The organism is Streptomyces sp. MA5143a, assembly GCF_900290235.1.
GTDB lineage: Bacteria > Actinomycetota > Actinomycetes > Streptomycetales > Streptomycetaceae > Streptomyces.
The window spans coordinates 35,331-54,353 of the sequence record NZ_OLMK01000046.1 but is presented as its reverse complement, the minus strand read 5'-3'; the positions used below and the strand labels follow the sequence as shown (position 1 = coordinate 54,353).

General features: G+C 72.5%; 10 protein-coding genes. 8 read left to right on the top strand and 2 right to left on the bottom strand.

All coding sequences use genetic code 11. The features are described 5' to 3' along the window. The first annotated feature begins 227 nt into the window (after positions 1-227). Together SMA5143A_RS21390 and SMA5143A_RS21385 are read left to right on the top strand one after the other, a co-directional pair. Positions 228-2,117, top strand: coding sequence for a PucR family transcriptional regulator (locus SMA5143A_RS21390; protein ID WP_107464513.1), 1,890 nt, complete (start codon positions 228-230; stop codon positions 2,115-2,117). A 406-nt stretch (positions 2,118-2,523) separates the two neighbouring features. Further along, positions 2,524-3,969 (top strand): aldehyde dehydrogenase family protein, encoded by a 1,446-nt coding sequence (locus tag SMA5143A_RS21385; RefSeq protein WP_107464512.1) that lies wholly within the window; start codon positions 2,524-2,526, stop codon positions 3,967-3,969. Between the two features lie 181 nt (positions 3,970-4,150). Here the strand turns inward: SMA5143A_RS21385 and SMA5143A_RS21380 are convergent, their stop codons facing one another. Then, positions 4,151-7,006, bottom strand: coding sequence for a glycoside hydrolase family 3 C-terminal domain-containing protein (locus SMA5143A_RS21380; RefSeq protein ID WP_107464511.1), 2,856 nt, complete (start codon positions 7,004-7,006; stop codon positions 4,151-4,153). Positions 7,007-7,381: 375 nt separating this feature from the next. Between SMA5143A_RS21380 and SMA5143A_RS21370 the strand changes: the two genes are divergently transcribed. The 6 genes from SMA5143A_RS21370 to SMA5143A_RS21345 all read left to right on the top strand — a co-directional run bounded on the left by SMA5143A_RS21370 (position 7,382) and on the right by SMA5143A_RS21345 (position 16,560). Continuing rightward, on the top strand, positions 7,382-9,067 hold the full coding sequence (locus tag SMA5143A_RS21370) for an extracellular solute-binding protein (protein ID WP_107464509.1): 1,686 nt from the start codon (positions 7,382-7,384) through the stop codon (positions 9,065-9,067). Between the two features lie 27 nt (positions 9,068-9,094). Next, on the top strand, positions 9,095-10,132 hold the full coding sequence (locus SMA5143A_RS21365) for an ABC transporter permease (RefSeq protein ID WP_107464508.1): 1,038 nt from the start codon (positions 9,095-9,097) through the stop codon (positions 10,130-10,132). Then, complete coding sequence (locus SMA5143A_RS21360) at positions 10,129-11,109, top strand: carbohydrate ABC transporter permease (RefSeq protein ID WP_107464507.1); 981 nt, start codon at positions 10,129-10,131, stop codon at positions 11,107-11,109. The genes SMA5143A_RS21365 and SMA5143A_RS21360 overlap by 4 nt, the downstream gene beginning before the upstream one ends. Before the next feature lie 378 nt (positions 11,110-11,487). Further along, the gene (locus tag SMA5143A_RS21355) at positions 11,488-13,719 is read left to right on the top strand and encodes a sialidase family protein (RefSeq protein ID WP_107464506.1); all 2,232 of its coding nucleotides are present in this window, start codon (positions 11,488-11,490) and stop codon (positions 13,717-13,719) included. Then, entirely contained in the window at positions 13,716-15,704 is a 1,989-nt protein-coding gene (locus SMA5143A_RS21350) for a beta-galactosidase (protein ID WP_107464505.1), read from the top strand. The genes SMA5143A_RS21355 and SMA5143A_RS21350 overlap by 4 nt, the downstream gene beginning before the upstream one ends. 121 nt (positions 15,705-15,825) lie before the next feature. Further along, positions 15,826-16,560 (top strand): glycoside hydrolase family 12 protein, encoded by a 735-nt coding sequence (locus SMA5143A_RS21345; RefSeq protein WP_107464504.1) that lies wholly within the window; start codon positions 15,826-15,828, stop codon positions 16,558-16,560. 119 nt (positions 16,561-16,679) lie between these two features. Here the strand turns inward: SMA5143A_RS21345 and SMA5143A_RS21340 are convergent, their stop codons facing one another. After that, positions 16,680-18,944: an alpha-galactosidase gene (locus SMA5143A_RS21340; RefSeq protein ID WP_107464503.1), complete on the bottom strand. Its 2,265-nt coding sequence runs from the start codon at positions 18,942-18,944 to the stop codon at positions 16,680-16,682. Between the last annotated feature and the right edge of the window lie 79 nt (positions 18,945-19,023).

Sequence of the window (19,023 nt, the reverse complement as noted above, 5' to 3'; positions counted from 1 at the left end):
GGCGGCGGGGCTGAACGATGGAGGCCGTCGGAGGCCGTGGGGCGGGAAGGGGCGCGGGATCGGGCTTGAGGGGCGCGCGGCGACCGTACGGTGAGGCAGAATCGGCACAGGCCGTTCATACGCGGCGGCCAAAACGTACGACGGTGATCGTCGACCCGGCCGGGATCCCGATGCCCGACGCGGCGCGACGCCGCTCCGAGTAGTTTCCGAACCGTTCTGAAGGCCCGATGCCCCCGACGCTCGCCTCGCTCGTCCACCACTCCGCGCTCAAGCTGACCGTGCGGGCCGGTGGGGACCGCCTGGACGTACCCGTCCGCTGGGCCCACGTCAGCGAACTCGCCGACCCCGTCCCGTACATGGAGGGCGGCGAACTGCTGCTGATCACCGCGCTCAAGCTGGACGCGGAGGACCCGCAGGAGATGCGGCGCTATGTACGGCGGCTGGTGGGGGCCGGGGTCGTCGGGCTCGGCTTCGCCGTCGGGGTGAACTACGAGGAGGTCCCCGAGGCGCTCGTCGAGGCGGCGGACACCGAGGGGCTGCCCCTGCTGGAAGTGCCCCGGCGCACGCCCTTCCTCGCCATCAGCAAGGCGGTGTCGGCGGCCATCGCCGCCGACCAGTACCGGGCGGTGACGGCGGGCTTCGCCGCGCAGCGTGAACTCACCAAGCAGGCGCTGGGCTCCGGTCCCGAGGGGGTGCTCGCCGCGCTCGCCTCACAGGTCGACGGGTGGGCCGCGCTGTACGACGCCTCCGGTGCCGTGGTGGCCGCGGCGCCCGAGTGGGCGGAGCGGCGGGCGGGGCGGCTCACCGCCGACGTCGAACGGCTGCGGGACCGGCCCGCACCGGCCAGCGCGGTCGTCGGCGGCGAGGACCGCGTCGAGCTGCACTCCCTCGGCACCACCCGCCGGGCCCGCGCGGCGCTCGCCGTCGGCACGGCCGCCGCGCCGGGCACCGCCGAGCGGTACGCCGTCCACTCCGCGATCGCGCTGCTGACGCTGACGACGGAGCGGTCACGTTCCTTGCACGCCGCCGAGCAGCGGATCGGGGCGGCGGTGCTGCGGATGCTGCTGGCCGGGGAGTCGGACCACGCGCGGGCTGTCGCCGGGGACCTGTACGGGGAACTGCTGGACGCGCCGTTCCGGTTGATCCTCGCGGAGTCGGGCTCCGCGTCGGCGGCCCGGGCGCGGGCGGAGGGCGCGGCCGGTACGACCGGTGCGTCGACCGGGAGCGGCGCGGCCGCCGGCGGTGGCGGTGGGGCCGGCAACGCTGGCGCCGCCGGGACCGGCGGGGCGGCGGGCCGGGGGAGCGGGCGGTACCGGGCCGCGGCCCTGGCCGCCGCCACGGCGAACAGCGCCCCGCTCGCGCAGCTCGCCGAGGTCGTGGAGGCGGCGGCCGCGCGGGCCGGGGAGGCGGTGCTCGTCGTGCCCGAGGGGGAGCGGCTGGTCGTGCTCGCCGTGGACGGGGGCGCGGCGGTAGGCGCGTGCGGGGAGTTCGCGGCGGCGCTGGAGACGGCACGGGCGGCGACCGCGCGGGGCGCGGGGGGTACGGGCGGCACGTCGGCGTCGGCCTCGGGAGCCACCCCGGCCGCGGCCGGTCCCTCGGTCCCGGCCGGAGGTCCCGGCTCGGGCCCGGCCCCCCTGTCGGCCTCCGCCGCGGGCGCTGCCGCGGCCTCCGCGTTCACCGAGGAGGAGGAACTCGTCGTCGGCCTCTCCGCGCCCGCCGGGCCCATAGCGGTATCGGCCGCGTACAAGCAGGCCGAGCAGGCGCTGTCGGTGGCGCGGCGGCGGGGGCGGTGCCTGGTCGAGCACGAGGAACTGGCGGCCGGGTCCGTGCTGCCGCTGCTCGCGGACGACGCGGTGCGGGCCTTCGCGGACGGGCTGCTGCGCGCGCTGCGGGACCACGACGCGACCGGGCGGGGGGATCTGGTCGCCTCGTTGCGGGCGTGGTTGTCGCGGCACGGGCAGTGGGACGCGGCGGCGGCGGACCTCGGGGTGCACCGGCACACGCTGCGGTACCGGATGCGGCGGGTGGAGGAGATCCTCGGGCGGTCGCTGGACGATCCCGATGTACGGATGGAGCTGTGGCTGGCGCTGAAGGCGACGTCCGCGGCGGGGGAGTGACCGGGGGTTCCTCGCCCCCGCCGCCCCTACCCGTCCCATCCCAGGGGCTGCGCCCCTTCGACCCTGCCAGGGGGTTGTGGGCATGCGCGGGTGGGTGGGGGCTGGTCGCGCAGTTCCCCGCGCCCCTGAAGAAGGCCCTGCGGCCCCTTCATCAAAAGCGAGGGCCGCAGGCCCCGCTTTTTGAGAGGCGCGGGGAACTGCGCGACCGGCCCCCCACCCACCCGCGCCCGCCGATCGACGCGCACCCCCGAGTCACCAGGCGCCCGGCCCACCCGCCACCGCACCAAAGCGGAGCAACCCCCCCGCCCACTCATACGCCCCGGACAAACGACCCCCCGGCCTCCCGGCCCTACCGTGGAGCCGAGAAGAGGTTGTACAGAGACGCACCGAAGGGCCGGGAACCACTATGACCGCCACGCATGCCTTCTGGCTCGCCGGCCGCGAGGCCACCGGTGAGACCACGTTCGACGTCACGTCACCGTGGGACGACCGGCTCGTCGGCAGGGTGAGCGTGCCCACGGACGCGCAGGTCGAGGAGGCTGTCGCCGCCGCGTACGCCGTACGGGACGAGTTCGCGGCGACCCCGGCGCACGTACGGGCCGCCGCGCTGGACCACGTCAGCCGGCGTCTGGCCGAGCGGACCGAGGAGATCGCGCAGCTCATCTCCGCCGAGAACGGCAAGCCGATCAAGTGGGCCCGCGGCGAGGTCGGCCGTGCCGTGTCCGTGTTCCGGTTCGCGGCGGAGGAGGCCCGCCGGTTCAACGGGGGCGAGGCCCAGCGCCTCGACACCGACCTGGGCGGTCAGGGGCGGCTCGCGGTCACCCGCCGCTTCCCGAAGGGCGTCGTCCTCGGCATCGCGCCGTTCAACTTCCCGCTGAACCTGTGCGCCCACAAGATCGCCCCGGCGATCGCGGCCGGTGTGCCGATCATCCTGAAGCCCGCCCCGGCCACCCCGCTCTCCGGCCTCGTCATCGGCGAGCTGCTGGCCGAGAGTGAACTGCCCGCCGGCTCGTGGAGCATCCTCCCCGTCGCCAACGACCGCATGCCGGCCCTGGTGCAGGACGAGCGGCTGCCCGTCATCTCCTTCACCGGTTCCGAGAAGGTCGGCTACGCGATCATGGACTCGGTGCCGCGCAAGCACTGCACGCTGGAGCTGGGCGGCAACGGCGCGGCGGTCGTGCTCGCCGACTACGCCTCCGACGAGGACCTCGACTGGGCGGCGAACCGGATCGCCACGTTCTCCAACTACCAGGGCGGCCAGTCCTGCATCTCGGTGCAGCGGGTGATCGCGGACGCCTCCGTCTACGACCGGCTGCTGCCGCGCGTCGTGGCCGCCGTGGAGGCCCAGGTCACCGGCGACCCGTCGGACGCCGCCACCGACGTCGGCCCGCTGGTCAGCGAGGACGCCGCCAAGCGGGTCGAGACGTGGGTCCAGGAGGCCGTCGACGCGGGCGCCACCCTCCTCACCGGGGGCAAGCGCGACGGCGCCTCGTACGCGCCGACCGTCCTCGCCGACGTGCCCGCCGACGTCACGATCTCCTGCGAGGAGGTCTTCGGCCCCGTCCTCACCCTCCAGAAGGTGGACGGGGAGGCCGCGGCCTTCGCCGCCGTCAACGACTCCAAGTACGGCCTCCAGGCGGGCGTCTTCACGCACGACGTGCAGACCGCCTTCCGCGCCCACCGCGCCCTGGAGGTCGGCGGCGTGGTCATCGGCGACGTCCCGTCCTACCGCGCCGACCAGATGCCGTACGGCGGCGCCAAGCAGTCCGGCGTCGGCCGCGAAGGCGTGCGCTACGCGATGGACGACTACACCTACGAGCGGGTGCTGGTGCTGACCGGCCTCCAGCTCTGAGCCACCACGGGCGCCCTGGACCGAGGATCGAGAAGTCCTCAGAGCGCCTGTCCGGCGACGCCCACCCCTAGCTTCTGACAATCGTTTTCATGTAGTCTGGGGTCAGATCCCGGGATGAAGGGGCCCGGCACCGATGCCTTCCGGTGCCGGGCCCCTTCTGTGTCGGCCCGCTTCCGGACCCTCAACCGGAGAAGCCGACACGCGCGAGCCGCAGGGGGCCGCGCAGTGTGAGGTGGACGTCGTGCACACCGGCCGCCCGGACGGCGGCGTGCAGGGTGGTGTACGCGTACGGGTCCCCGGTGGGGGTGTCGAGCGTCAGGGTCGCCAGCACCGGGCCGTCGGCGAGGGAGAACTCGACGCTTCCCCCGCCCGTCACCTCGACCGACATCCCCGTGACGCCCGGCCCGAAGTCGCAGGCGTGGTAGATCAGTTCGCCCGAGGTGCCGCCCAGCGGGGTCACCGCGTCGCCGGACACCTTCGCACGGTCGACGATCTCCGTGCCGCGCTGCTCGTCGAAGTCCGCCGCGTCCAGGCCGCGTTCACGGACCGGGCGCGGGGCGAGCGGCTCGCCCTCGACCTCGACGGTCGTACGGAGACGGATGTCCTCGCTGGACGCGCCGGCCAGCACCTCGTAGGAGCCCGGCTCCAGCCGCAGGGTGCCGTGCGCCACGTCCCAGAACTCCAGTACCGACAGCGGCAGTCGGAAGGACAGCTCGGTCGCCGCGCCGGGTGTCAGGGTGACGCGGCGATGGCCGGCCAGCTCGCGGCGGGGGCGGGGGACCGACGGGTCCACGGCGCGGACATAGAGCTGGGCGACCTCGTCGGCGGTCACCGTGCCGGTGTTGGTGACCGTGAAGGACACCGTCAGCTCGCCCTCGCCGCCGCCTCCCTGCTCCACGCGGGCGTCGAGGTTGTCGTACGCGAACTCCCCGTACGACAGGCCGTGGCCGAACGGGAACAGTGGCTCGCCCTCGAAGTAGAGGTACGTCTGACGGCCGCCGATCACGTCGTAGTCGAGGAGGCCGGGCAGGTCCGCGTCGCAGGCGTACCAGGTCTGCGGGAGGCGGCCGGCGGGGGAGACGTCACCGGCGAGGACACCGGCCAGGGCGGTGCCCGCGGCCTGGCCGCCGTGCGCGGTCCACAGGGCGGCCGGCAGTTCGGCCGGGTCGACGGCGTACGGGTAGGCCGAGACCAGGACCAGGACCGTGTTCGGGTTGGCGGCGCGGGCCGCGCGCAGCAGGCGCTCCTGGTGGGCGGGCAGGGCGAGGGTGGTGCGGTCCTCGGTCTCGCGCCCGTTGATGTGCGGGTCGTTGCCCGCGACCACGACGACCACGTCGGCCCCGGCGGCAACCTCCGCCACCGCCTCCTCGCCGCGCTGCGCCACGACGAGCTCGAAGACCTCCGGATCCCCGTCGGCAACCTTCACGCCGTCGGCGGCGACAGTGACGTACCGGCCCGTCCCCGTGTGCCTGAGGAGGTGACCGTTCTCGTGCGGTTCCAGGTGGAACGTCTCCTGGACCACCCAGCCGCCCGGCTGGTCGGCGGCGGCGCGGACCCGGCCGTCCTCGGCGACCGAGAGATAACGGCCGTCCGGGGCGCGGAAGGTGAGGACGCCGTCGCCCCAGTCGACCAGGGCGAGTTCCGTACCGGTCGCGTCGGTGGTGAGCGGGGGCAGATCCGTACGGCCCGCGAGGAGCGCCGGATCGAGGGAACCCTCCGCGCCGCGCACCGCGTCGGCGGTGCCGCCGGACTCGGGGACGGCCAGGTACGCGCCGCCCGACGTGCGCAGCCTCACCCGGTCCACGCCCTCCGCGAACGTCACGCGCTCGGCGCCGAAGCGGTCGTAGAGGCCCTCCAGCGGGGTCGAGCGGTGGATGAGGGTGCCGCTGTACCAGTCGAGCTTGCACTCGTCGGCGAGGAGGCCGACGACGGCGATCCGGGTTTCCTCGGCGAGCGGCAGCAGACCGCCCTCGTTCTTCAGCAGGACGATCGCCTGCTCGGCGGCCTCCCGGGCGAGGGCCCGGTGGGCCGGGGTGTCGAAGTCCAGGGCGCCGGCGTACGGGTCGGCGTCGGGGTCGAACTCGCCGAGCCGGAAGCGGACGGAGAGCTGGCGGCGGACCGCCTCGTCGATGTCGTCCGCGGCCAGCAGGCCCCGGTCGAGGGCTCCCCGGATGCGCGCGATCATCGTCGAGCTGTCGGTGCCGTGGTCGGTGAAGCTGTCGACCCCGGCGCGCAGCGAGGCGGCGGTCGCCTCCTCGTGGGTGTCGAAGTAGTGCTCGGAGTCGACCAGATTGGACGGGGCGCCCGCGTCGGAGCAGACCAGCAGCGGTTCGTCGGTCCAGGTGCGCAGCTGCTCCGCCAGGTAGGGCGAGACATGGTTGGGGCGGCCGTTGACCAGGTTGTACGCGGGCATCACGCCGGCGACCGCGCCCGCCTCGACGGTCGAACGGAAGGCCCGCAGGTCGTACTCGTGCAGGACGCGCGGGCGGACCGAGGAGGAGGTCTCCGCTCGGTCGGTCTCGTTGTTGTGGGCCAGCCAGTGCTTGAGGACGGGGGCGGTGCGCCAGTACGTGGGGTGGTCGCCGCGCAGACCCCGGGTGTACGCGGTCGCGATCGCCGAGGTCAGTGCCGGGTCCTCGGAGTAGCCCTCCTCGTTGCGGCCCCACAGGGGGTGGCGCAGGAGGTTCACCGTCGGCGACCAGACGTTGAGACCGACGCGGTCGTCGCGCGCCCGCATGGCGCGGACCTCGGTGGAGACCGCCTCGCCGACCCTGCGGACGAGGTCCTCGTTCCAGGTGGCGCCGAGGCCGACGGCCTGCGGGAACACCGTCGCGGGGCCCATCCAGGCGACCCCGTGGAGGGCCTCCTGGCCGGTGCGGAACGCGGCCACCCCGAGCCGGTCGACGGCGGGAACGAACTGGTGCAGGAACGCGATCCTCTCGTCCGGGGTGAGCCGCTGGAGCAGGTCGTCGACGCGTTTCGCGATCGACAGCCGCGGATCACGGAACGGCGGCACGGGCGGCGTCTGAGCGGTCACGTGGGATCCCTTTGCGATGGAGCTGCGTGAGCCTTTCGAAGCGCTTCGATGCTCATTCGACCGTGGGGTGGGTGTCAAGAGACCAGGGCGCAACAGATCCGTTTCCTCGCTGTCACACAGCCCGGGTTCGAGTGCCGCGCCAGTGGTCCGTGCCTCCGGGGAATCTGGGAATCGACCCTTGTGCGCCCCCGGTCGTTCACTTAACCTCGCAGCAACATCGAAGCGCTTCGACTGTGGAGGGATCGCTTCGCTTGCCTCCCCCTCCCCTCCGCCGGTCATGGGTTCCATCGCTTCAGCACAGCCAGTTCCATTCAAGACACCGCAGCCGACGGCCACCGCCGGGTGTCCTGGTGTGCGCCATGAAGGGTTGACGCAATGACGCCGAACTCCGCCGCCCCCTCCGCCCCGAGCCGGAGAAGCTTCCTCGCCTCCACGGCGGTCGCCACCGCCGTCGTGGCGGGGGGCGTTCCCCTGCTGTCCGCCTGCGGCGGCTCGCAGGAAGGCCGCAAGGAGGGCACGACGTCGGGCAAGGACGCCAAGAAGATCCTCCCGGCCTTCGTCGCGTCGAACGTCGTGGCGCCCGACATCCCGTCGAAGAACGGCTCGGCGGCCGGCTTCACCAAGGCGATCCCCTCGGCCGACCTGAAGACCTCGGTCCCGGAGAAGCTGGGCAGCGGCGGCAGCCTGAAGATCATGTCGCCGTTCTGGGGGACCCCGCCCAAGGGCGACAACCCCTACTACAGGGCGATGAACGAAGCTGTCGGCGTCGATGTCACCTGGCAGAACCAGGACGGCATCACCTACGACCAGAAGCTCGGCGCCGTCCTCGCCTCCAGCGACATCCCCGACGTGGTGGTCGTGCCCGCCTGGAACCTGATGGGCAAGATACCCAGCGCCATCAACGCCAAGTTCGCCGACCTCGGCCCCTACCTCTCCGGCGACAAGGTCAAGGAGTACCCGAACCTCGCCGCCGTCCCCAGCGAGGCCTGGCAGCGCGCCATCTTCGGCGGCCGGCTCCGCGGGATCCCGATGCCCGGCTCGTACGTCACGAACATCGCGCCCCTCTACCGCAGGGACCTCTTCGGGAAGAAGGGCTACGAGGTCCCGAAGAGCCCCGACGAGTTCCTGTCCTGGGCGAAGGAGGCCACCGACGCCAAGTCGAAGCTGTGGGCCTGCGACGACATGAAGTGGGCGGCGTTCCACATCTACGGCGTCTTCCCCGGCGGTGACAGGGAGCTGTGGTGGAACCTGGTCGACGGGAAGCTGGTCAACCGCGTCGAGACCGAGGAGTACCTGGAGGCCCTGGAGTGGACGCGCAAGCTCTACGCGGCCGGCGTGGTCCACCCCGACGCCCTCAACACCAAGGCCGGTGGCACCGCGGGCAACCGCTTCACCGCCGGGGAGGTGCTGGTCTACAACCAGAACATCTCCGACTGGTGGGGCAAGACGGCCGAACAGCGCACCCAGAAACCCGACTTCGACATGGCCGCGTTCGACTACTTCGGCCCCGACGGCGGCGACCCCACGCTGTGGGCCGGTCAGCCGGCCAGCATCTTCACCTTCATCAGCAAAAAGGCGACCAAGCAGCAGATCAAGGACTTCCTCGCCCTCTGCAACTACTGCGCGGCCCCCTACGGCACCAAGGAGTTCATGCTCACCGCCTACGGCGTCGAGGGCACGGACTACGAGACGAAGAAGGGCCTGCCGGTCAAGACCACGCAGGGCGTCAACGAGGTCAACGGCGCCTACGACTACACCGGCAACCCCGCCCCGTACGTCGCCTACCCCGACCTGCCGGAGATCACCAAGGGCATCGTCGAGTGGCAGCAGCGCATGGGTGCCTTCACCAAGAAGACCCCCTTCTTCGGGCTGACCATCACCGAGCCCAACCGCTGGGCCAACCTCGCCGACAACTTCGAGCAGCTGGAGGACGACACCGTCCGCGGCCGCAAGAAGATCAGCGACGTCCAGCAGGCGGTGTCCGACTGGAAGAGCAAGGGCGGCGACAAGCTGCGCGACTGGTACAAGAAGCTGCTCGACGAGACCGGCTCGGCGAGCTGAGCCGGGGCCCGAGGCAAGGAGAAGGCCGTGTCCCACAGCACGGTGCCCCGGCCCAGGGCCGAGGCGAAGACCCCCGACCGGTCCCCGTCGTCCGATGCCGCCGCCAGGTCACGGCCCCCGGGGGAGAAACGCGTCAGAAGACTGAACCTCCGGCTGAGATTCCGGCGCGACCGCACGCTGATCCTGATGACGCTGCCCGCCGTCCTGCTCCTCCTGGTCTTCAACTACATACCGATCCTCGGCAATGTGGTGGCCTTCCAGGACTACGACCCCTATCTCAGCGACAACGGCTTCGTCGCCATGCTGGAGAGTCCCTGGGTCGGACTGGAGCAGTTCGAGCGGATCTTCGCGGACTCCGCCTTCTGGCTCGCGGTGCGGAACACGTTCGTGCTGTTCTTCCTCCAGTTGGTGCTGTTCTTCCCGGTCCCGATCCTGCTCGCGCTGCTCATCAACAGCGTGGTCAGGCCCCGGGTCCGGGCGGTCGCCCAGGCGGTGATGTACCTGCCGCACTTCTTCTCCTGGGTCCTCGTCGTCACCGTGTTCATGCAGATCTTCGGCGGTGCCGGCATCATCGCGCAGACCCTGCGCCAACACGGCGTCGACGGCTTCGACCTGATGACCAATCCGGAGGCCTTCAAGTACCTGGTCACCGTCGAGATGATCTGGAAGGACGCCGGTTGGGGCATCATCGTCTTCCTCGCCGCCCTCTCCTCCGTCTCCCACGACCTCTACGAGGCCGCGGCCATGGACGGTGCCGGGCGCTGGCGGCGCATGTGGCACATCACCCTGCCCGCCCTGCGCCCGGTGATCGCCCTGCTCCTGGTGCTCCGTGTCGGTGACGCCCTCACCGTCGGCTTCGAACAACTCCTCCTTCAACGCTCGGCCGTCGGCGTCGACGCCTCCGAGGTCCTCGACACCTACGTCTGGTGGAACGGCATCCGTAACCAGGACTTCAGCTACGCCGCGGCGGCGGGACTCATCAAGGGCGTGGTCGGCGTGTCCCTGGTCCTGGTCGCCAACAAGGTGGCCCATCTCATGGGTGAGCAGGGGGTGTACAAGAAATGAGCGCACTCGTCGACAAGGCGGCCAAGGCGGACAAGGCGGCCCGTCCGGCCGACGGGCGGCCGGTCGCCAGGAAGCCGGGCCGCTGGGCCGCCCCACCCCGCCCCGTCTGGGAGGAGGAACCCGCCAAGGCGGGACTCGCGGGCAAGGGCGTCGCCCTGGGCCTCGCCTGCTTCGCGATCCTCTTCCCCCTGTGGATCGTCGTCGTCACCAGCCTCCAGACGAAGAAGACCATCGACGAGGCGGGCGGCCTGGTGGTCGTCCCCAGGAGCATCACCTTCGTCGCCTACCAGGAACTCCTCGGCGGCGGCCAGGTGCAGCGGGCCGCGCTGGTCAGCGTCGGCGTCACCCTCGTCGGCACCCTGTTCAGCATGACCGTCTCGGTCCTGTGCGCCTACGGCCTCTCCCGCACGGGCTCCCTCGGCCACCGCTGGATCCTGATGACCCTGCTCGCGACGATGTTCTTCGGCGCGGGCCTGATCCCGACGTACCTCCTGGTCCAGGCCCTCGGCCTCACCGACACCTATCTCGCGCTCATCCTCCCCAGCGCGGTGAGCGTCTTCAACATCCTGGTCCTGCGGTCGTTCTTCATGGGCATCTCCCCGGAACTCATCGACAGCGCCCGTATCGACGGCGCCGGCGACTGGCGCATCCTGTGGAAGATCGTGATGCCCCTGTCGAGAGCGGTCCTCGCGGTCATCGCCCTCTTCTACGCGGTGGGCTACTGGAGCGCCTGGTTCAACGCGTCCATCTACCTCACCGACCAGGACATGATGCCGCTGCAGAACGTCATGATCCAGCTCGTCCAGAAGCAGGAACGCCCCGTCGGCCTCGCGGCCCAGATCAACACGGGCCAACTCTCCCCGCTCGCCATCCAGATGGCCGTCATGGTGATGGCCCTGCTCCCGGTCGCCGTCCTGTCGCCCTTCGTTCAGAAGCACTTCAAGAAGGGCATGCTCACCGGGGCGATCAAGGGCTGACCCGCACCGCCCGCCAGACCCCCGCCGTGTTCGGCCGTGCCTGTCACCCGGCCGAGCGCGGCGGGCCCAGCGGCCGGGCGCCTTCCGCCCGAGAACCATCCGGGTGCCTGTGTCAGCGGGGCCTCGCCCCGCCGAAGGGCGCAGCCCTTCCAGGGGCGCGGGGAACTGCGCGACCGGCCCCGAACGACCCGCAGTCGCCGTCCTTCCCCGGCACCCCGAGCTCTCAGGCGCCGAAGCCCGCATCCCGAGGCCCCTGCACCCCCCGCCGCACCCCTCCCAGCCCTTCTCTCCCTCCCCTCCCGCCGCACCCCTCCCGACGCCCCCTCTCCGTCCCCTCCGGACGAACCCCTCCCCCCCTCCCGACGCCCGAGGTATGCCATGCGCACGCCCCACCCGAGCCGCCGCACCCTACTCACCGCGACCACAGCCGCAGCAGCCCTCACCACCCTCCCCGCACTCCCCACCCCGGCCCACGCCACCGAGGCTCGAAACGGCCCGACCGCCGGCGGCTACCGCTGGCGCACCGCCGTGATCGGCGGCACCGGTTTCATCACCGGCGTCCTGTTCCACCCCTCCGTCCGCGGCCTCGCCTACGCCCGCACGGACATCGGCGGCCCCTACCGCTGGGACGACCGCAAGGCCCGCTGGACCCCGCTGACCGACCACCTCGGCTGGGACGACTGGAACCTCCTCGGTGTGGAGGCGATCGCCGTCGACCGGGCCCACCCGAACCGCGTCTACCTCGCCCTCGGCACCTACACCCAGTCCTGGGCCGGCAACGGCGCGATCCTCCGCTCCGACGACCGGGGCGCCACCTGGACCCGTACCGACCTCACCGTGAAGCTCGGCGGCAACGAGGACGGCCGGGGCACGGGCGAGCGCCTGCTCGTCGACCCCCGGGACAGCGACACCCTGTGGCTGGGCACCCGACACGACGGCCTCCTCAGGTCGACGGACCGGGGCGCCACCTGGGCGAGGGCCACCGGCTTCCCGGCCACACCCACCGCCACCGGACAGGGCGTCACCCTGCTCGTCGCCGCCGGCCGCGCCCTCTACGCGGGCTGGGGCGACGGCGACGGCACCACCGCCACGGCCAACCTGTACCGCACGACCGACGGCACCACCTGGGAGGCGGTCCCCGGACAGCCGGTCGGCGCCTCCGCCAAGGTCCCGATCCGCGCCGCGTACGACCGGCACGCGCGTGAGCTGTACGTGACGTACGCCAACGGGCCCGGCCCCAACGGGCAGTCCGACGGCAGTGTGCACAAGCTGCGCACCACCAGCGGCACATGGACCGACGTCACCCCGGTGAAGCCGGGCGGCACGGCGGCCGACGGTTCCGCCGACGCCTTCGGCTACGGCGGCGTCGCCGTGGACGCCCGCTGCCCCGGCACCGTCGTCGTGTCGACCAACAACCGCTGGGCGGACATCGACACGGTCTTCCGCTCCACGAACGGCGGCCGCACCTGGACCTCCCTGAAGGACTCCGCCGTCCTCGACGTGTCCGAGACCCCCTACCTCAAGTGGGGCGCGGACAAGCCAAAGTTCGGCTGGTGGATCCAGGCGCTGGCGCTCGACCCGTACGACTCGAAGCATGTCGTGTACGGCACCGGGGCGACCCTCTACGGCACCCGCGACCTCAGGCACTGGGCGCCGCGGATCCGGGGGCTGGAGGAGACCGCCGTGCGCCAGCTGATCTCGCCGCCCGTCGGACAGGCGCACCTGATCAGCGGGCTCGGGGACATCGGCACGATGTACCACGAGCGGCTCACGGCGTCCCCGTCGCGCGGCATGGCGACGAACCCCGTGTTCGGGTCGGCGACCGGCCTCGCGCTGGCCGCGAGGAAGCCGTCGTACGTGGTCCGCACCGGCTGGGGCGACCACGGCAACGGTGCCTTCTCGAACGACGGCGGGCGGACATGGGCGCCCTTCGGGAGCCAGCCCGCCCTCGCCAAGGACGCACCGGGACCGATCGCCGTCAACACCGACGCGACCGTGCTGATCTGGTCCTTCGTCCACTGGGACGGCACCAGGTATGCGGCCCATCGCTCCGGCGACGGCGGTGCGACCTGGGACGAGGTGCCCACCTTCCCCAAGGGCGCCACCCCGGTCGCCGACCCGGCGGACGCGACGCGCTTCTACGCGTACGACACGGACACCGGCACGGTGTACGCCAGCACCGACGGCGGCCGCTCCTTCACGGCGGGCGCGACGGGTCTGCCCTCGGGGGACAGCCAGTACAAGCTGGCCGCGGCCCCGGGACGCACCGGCGACCTGTGGCTGAGCACCAAGACGAACGGCCTGTACCGGTCCACCGACGGCGGTGCCTCCTTCACCAAGGTCGCCGGCTGCCGCGCCTCGCACGTCCTCGGCTTCGGCAAGGCCGCGCCCGGCGCCGCCTACCCGGCGATCTACCAGATCGGGGCCGTCGACAGCCTCACCGCCGTCCTCCGCTCCGACGACGGCGCGCGGACATGGACCCGCGTCAACGACGACGCCCACCAGTGGGGCTGGACCGGCGAGGCCATCGCCGGCGACCCGCGGCTGTACGGCCGCGTCTACGTGGCGACGAACGGCCGCGGCATCCAGTACGGGGACCCGCTCCGATGACCCGGCGGCGGCACACCGGGCCCACCCTCGCCGACGCCACCCGCGGCCGGCTCCTCTTCGGCGGTGACTACAACCCCGAGCAGTGGCCCGAGGAGGTCTGGTACGAGGACGTCCGCCTCATGAAGGAGGCGGGTGTCAACTCCGTCACCCTCGGCGTCTTCTCCTGGGCGAAGCTCGAACCCCGGCCCGGCGCCCGGGAGTTCGGCTGGCTGGACACCCTGATGGACCTGATGCACGAGCACGGCGTCGGGGTCGTCCTCGCCACCCCCACCTCCTCCCCACCGCCGTGGATGGGCCGCCTCCACCCCGAGACCCTCCCGCGCGACGAGAACGGGCAGGTCGAGTGGTGGGGCTCCCGCCAGCACTTCTCGCACTCCAGCACCGTCTACCGCCGTCACGCCGCCGCCATCACCGAGGACCTCGCCGCCCGCTACGGCTCCCACCCCGCCCTCACCCTGTGGCACATCAACAACGAGTACTGCACCTACGACTGGGGCGACGAGGCCGCGACCACCTTCCGCGACTGGCTGCGCCGGAAGTACGGCACGCTCGACGCGCTCAACGAGGCCTGGGGGACGGCCTTCTGGAGCCAGGGCTACGACGGCTGGCACGAGATCCTCCCGCCCCGCCGCGCCCACTACATGAGGAACCCCACCCAGGTGCTGGACTTCAAGCGCTTCACGAGCGACATGCTCCTGGAGTGCTACGTCATGGAGCGCGACATCGTCCGCCGGCACACCCCCCACATCCCGGTCACCACCAACTTCATGCCGCTGTGGGTGGGCCAGGACGCCTGGCGCTGGGCCGAGGAGGAGGACGTCGTCTCGGTCGATCTGTACCCGGACCCGCGTGACCCGCTGGGCGCCCAGCACGGCGCGCTCATCCAGGACATGACCCGCTCGCAGGCGGGCGGCGGCCCCTGGGTGCTCATGGAACAGGCCGCCGGGCCCGTGAACTGGCGCGGGGTGAACCATCCCAAGCCCCGAGGGCTGAACCGCCTCTGGTCCCTCCAGGCCGTCGCCCGCGGCGCCGACGCCGTCTGCTACTTCCAGTGGCGGCAGTCCCGGCAGGGCGCGGAGAAGTTCCACTCCGGGATGGTCAGTCACGCGGGCGAGCAGGGCCGCACCTTCCAGGAGGTCAAGCGGCTCGGCGCCGACCTCGCCGCGATCGGCGCCGAGGTGTCCGGCCGGCCCCTCACCGCCGACGTCGCCGTGCTGTTCGACTGGAACTCCTGGTGGGCCGGCGCGCAGGACGGCCGCCTGTCGTCCGAGGTGGACCTCCCCCAGGTCGTCCGGGACTGGCACCGCGCCCTCTGGGAGGCCCACCTCACCACCGCCTTCGCCCACCCCGAGCACGACCTGTCGGCGTACCGGCTCGTCGTCGTCCCCCAGCTCTACCTCCTCACGGACACCGCCGTCGAGAACCTCGTCGCCCACGTCCGCGGCGGCGGCACCCTCGTCTGCGGCTTCCAGACCGGAGTCGCCGACGAGGACGACCGGGTCCGACCCGGCGGCATGGACGCCCGGCTCCGCGATCTCCTCGGCATCCGCACCCTGCACGAGTGGTGGCCGCTGGAGGCCGGGGAGGAGGTCCGCTGCGACGGCTTCCGGGGCACGCTGTGGTCCGAGGAGCTGGAGGCGGCCGACGCGGACGAGGTGATCCCCTACCGGGGCGGTGAACTCGACGGCCTTCCGGCGGTGCTGCGCAAGGGCCGCGCCTGGTACGTCTCCACGCTGCCCGAACCCGCCGCGCTGCGCGCGCTGCTGACCCGGATCGCCGACGGAGCCGGGGTGCGGCCGGTGCTCGACGGGCTGCCCGACGGGGTCGAGGCGGTGCGCAGGGGAGACGTCCTCTTCCTGCTCAACCACGGCCGCGACGAGGCCACCGTCGAGGTGCCGGGCACCCACCGCGACCTCCTGACGGGCACGACGGTCACCGGCCCGCTGTCCCTCGGACGGTACGGGGCGGCGGTGCTCGCACCCTGACCGAGTCCGAGACTTCTTCCGGCGCTGAGCCGCTCCCACCGCTCGCCGGAGAAGACCACGCCCTCCCCACAGGGGCGTGGTGATCCTCCCCGCAGTTCCCCCCACCCGTGGAAGGAAAGCCATGGCACTACGCACCCGCACCCGGAGCAGGATCGGCAACGTCCTGCTCGCCCCCACGCTCGCGCTCGGCGCCACCGTCGGTCTCGCCGCCGCCCCCGCCTCCGCCGCCGTCTGGAACAGCTGTGACCAGTGGGGCAACACCAGCCTGGGCGGCTACACCCTCTACAACAACATCTGGGGCGGCGGCGCCGGCAGCCAGTGCATCTGGGCCAACTCCGGCACCAACTGGGGTGTCTGGGCCAACCACCCCAACACCGGCGGCATCAAGTCGTACCCCAACTCCAAGAAGGTGATCAACAAGTCGATCACCTCGCTCGGTTCGCTCAACAGCAACTACAACGTCACGGTCCCGTCCTCGGGCGCGTACAACACCTCGTACGATGTCTGGGACACGGACCACGACTACGAGATCATGCTCTGGGTCAACTACAACGGCGCGGTCGGCGCACTCGGCGACTACCAGGGCAACGTGACGCTCGGCGGCCACAACTGGAACGTCCACAAGGGCCGCGTGTACCGGAGCAACGGCACGTACTGGGACGTCTTCTCCTTCCTGCGGACGGCGGACTCCACGTCCGGCTCGGTCCAGATCCTGCCCGTCCTGAAGTGGCTCAAGGACACCAAGGGCTGGATGGGCAACGAGACCATCGGTGACGTGCAGTTCGGCTTCGAGATCACCTCGTCGTCCGGCGGCCTGAACTTCCAGACCAACAATCTGACCGTCAGCAGCGGCTGACCCGACCCGCCCGAGCCGGTGCCGGCCCCCCACACGGCCCCGGCTCGGGCCCGTCCGTCCCGGCACGGCCCAGGCTCCGGCCCGTCCGTCCTCGGCCAGGAGCGGCGGGCGGCGGCCGTTCAGCCGGTCCCGGCGTGGAGGCGGATCAGCAGGGCGGTCGGGGTGCGGGGGAGCGACACCCGCAGCGTGTGCCCGTCCCGGTTCCAGACCACCGAGCCGCCGCTTCCCGCGGACGGGTGCAGGATCTCCGGACGCACATCGCGGCCCGCCAAGTGGCCGAGGGGCAGCGACACGTCCGCCTCCCCGCCGCGCCGCCACACCGACACGTACGACGGCCCCTCCGGCACCCGCAGGCCCAGCGCCAGCCACGGGTCCGCCCACCCCGGCAGACCGAGCGGCCAGAAGGGCACGGCCCGCGCCAGGTCCCCGCGGATCGACTTGTACGTGTCCACGGCGTCGCGGACGAGCCCGAGTTGGCGCTCCGACATCCGGTTCAGATGGCCGGAGAGATGGATGCGGCCGAGGAGCGCGCCGCCCAGGGTGAAGCCGATCAGGTCGTCGTCGAACCCGGGCTGCGGATAGGCCCAGACGGCGCCCTGTTCCGGCGGGACCGCCGTCGGCGCGGCGGCGGCGATCGCGGGGAAGCGCAGCGGGTCCTGCTGGTCGCTGAGGGACTGGAGCTGGGCGACGGCCAGGGTGGCGCCGTCCATGCGCATGCCCCCGGAGGCGCAGTTCTCGACGACGAGCCCGGGGTGGCGGTCCAGGACGTCGGACAGCCACTCCAGGTAGGCGTGGGCGTGGCCGAGGAGCCCGGCGCCGGGGGAGAGGTCGCCGGGGGCGCACGTGCCCGGGTCGACGACGATGTTGTAGTCCAGCTTCAGATAGCCCACGCTCCAGTCGCCGGCGATCCGGTCCACCGTCCTGTCGAGGTGCGCGCGGGCGGCGGGGTGGCGCAGGTCGAGCTGGTGGCGGCCCTGCTCGGTGATCCGTACGCCGTCCCGCTGGAAGAAGGCGTCCGGGGGGAGCGTCGAGGCGACCGGGCTGTGCACGCCGACGACCTCCGGCTCCAGCCACAGCCCCGGCACCATCCCGCGCTCCCGGATCCGGTCCAGCACGGCCTCGATGCCGCCGTCGGGGAAGCGGCGCGTCGACGGCTGCCACGCGCCGACGCCGTCCCACCAGCCGCCGTCCACGGTGTCGTCGTACCAGCCGGAGTCGACGCAGAAGTACTCCGCGCCCGCGCGCGCCGCCGCGTCGATCAGCGGCAGCAGCTTCTCGGTGGTCGGGTCGCCCATCAGCGTGTTCATGTAGTCGTTGAAGACGACGGGCAGCGCGCCATGGTCCGGATGCGGCCGCCGCACGGCCCGCCGGTACGCGGTCATGGCTGCCCACGCCGCGTCGAGCGCCGAGCCGACGCCCGGAGAGGGCACCGAAGGCCCCGCCCGGTCGGCCGCCGGGGCCGCGGTCGAGTCGGCACCGGAGCCGAGCCCGGCGTCAGCCTCCGGCGAGCCGCCCCCCGCCCCCTGCCCGGTGTCAGCCCCCGTCGCGACCGCCGCCCACACCGTCGTGATCTCCTCGCCCGGCGCCAGCCGCACCCGCCACTGGTGTTCGGCGTCCGTGGGGCCGTTCAGCGCGAGGTAGGTGCCGTGCGCTCGTTCGCCCAGGTCCCAGCGCCAGCCGACCGGTGACTCCACCTGCCACACCCAGGCCCGGCCACCGTCCCGCTCCGTCAGCGCCCCCATCGGCAGATGACCGTCGGTGGGCCAGCTGCCGCGCCCGGTGAGGGTGAGCGCGGCCCGGCTGTCGTGCTGGTGGGCGTCGACGCCGATGTCGGCGACGCTGTCGCGCAACGGTTCGGCGTACCAACGGCACTCGGCGAGCCAGTCGTTGCGGGCCCGGTGGACGTCAAGGACATCGGGGGAGGGCAGCCCGCCGAGGAGGAGACTGCTGACGGACTGCACGACGAGGGGGTCCGTGCCGTCGTTGCGGAGCCGCACCCGGGAGCGGAGCACCGGCAGCCCGATCGGGGAGGTCAGCTCGACGAAGGCGGTCAACGCCGTCACCGGGTCGTGGAGTTCGACGGTCAGCCGAGCCCAGTCGGAGGAGCCGGCGTCACGGTGCCCGCGGTAGGCGAGCCGCGACCCGAGAGCCGTGCCGGTGAACCGGGGCCCGGACCAGCCGCTCCCGTGCCCGACCGCCGTCAACTCGACGAGGGGCAGGGCGACCTCCGGATCGACGGCGGTCCCGGTGGGGCCCAGCCGGACCAGACGCGGGGTGCCGTCCGCCGCCGCGGCGAACTCCGCGCGCAGCGCCGGATGCCCCCAACCGAACGTCGGGGAGGAGGTGGTGGAGGCGTCCGCCGTCCGGTCCGCCGTACTGGTCAAGTCGCTGCCCTCCCGAGCCGCCGCGCTCACGCACGCCGCCCCCGGGCCGTCGCCGGCGGGCGGTCCAGATCCTCGCGGG

Excerpts from the sequence above, each read along its gene's own strand:
- SMA5143A_RS21360 (WP_107464507.1), top strand. The coding sequence starts at position 10,129 with ATGAGCGCACTCGTCGACAAGGCGGCCAAGGCGGACAAGGCGGCCCGT.
- SMA5143A_RS21355 (WP_107464506.1), top strand. The coding sequence starts at position 11,488 with ATGCGCACGCCCCACCCGAGCCGCCGCACCCTACTCACCGCGACCACA.
- SMA5143A_RS21385 (WP_107464512.1), top strand. The coding sequence starts at position 2,524 with ATGACCGCCACGCATGCCTTCTGGCTCGCCGGCCGCGAGGCCACCGGT.
- SMA5143A_RS21350 (WP_107464505.1), top strand. The coding sequence starts at position 13,716 with ATGACCCGGCGGCGGCACACCGGGCCCACCCTCGCCGACGCCACCCGC.
- SMA5143A_RS21345 (WP_107464504.1), top strand. The coding sequence starts at position 15,826 with ATGGCACTACGCACCCGCACCCGGAGCAGGATCGGCAACGTCCTGCTC.
- SMA5143A_RS21370 (WP_107464509.1), top strand. The coding sequence starts at position 7,382 with ATGACGCCGAACTCCGCCGCCCCCTCCGCCCCGAGCCGGAGAAGCTTC.
- SMA5143A_RS21390 (WP_107464513.1), top strand. The coding sequence starts at position 228 with ATGCCCCCGACGCTCGCCTCGCTCGTCCACCACTCCGCGCTCAAGCTG.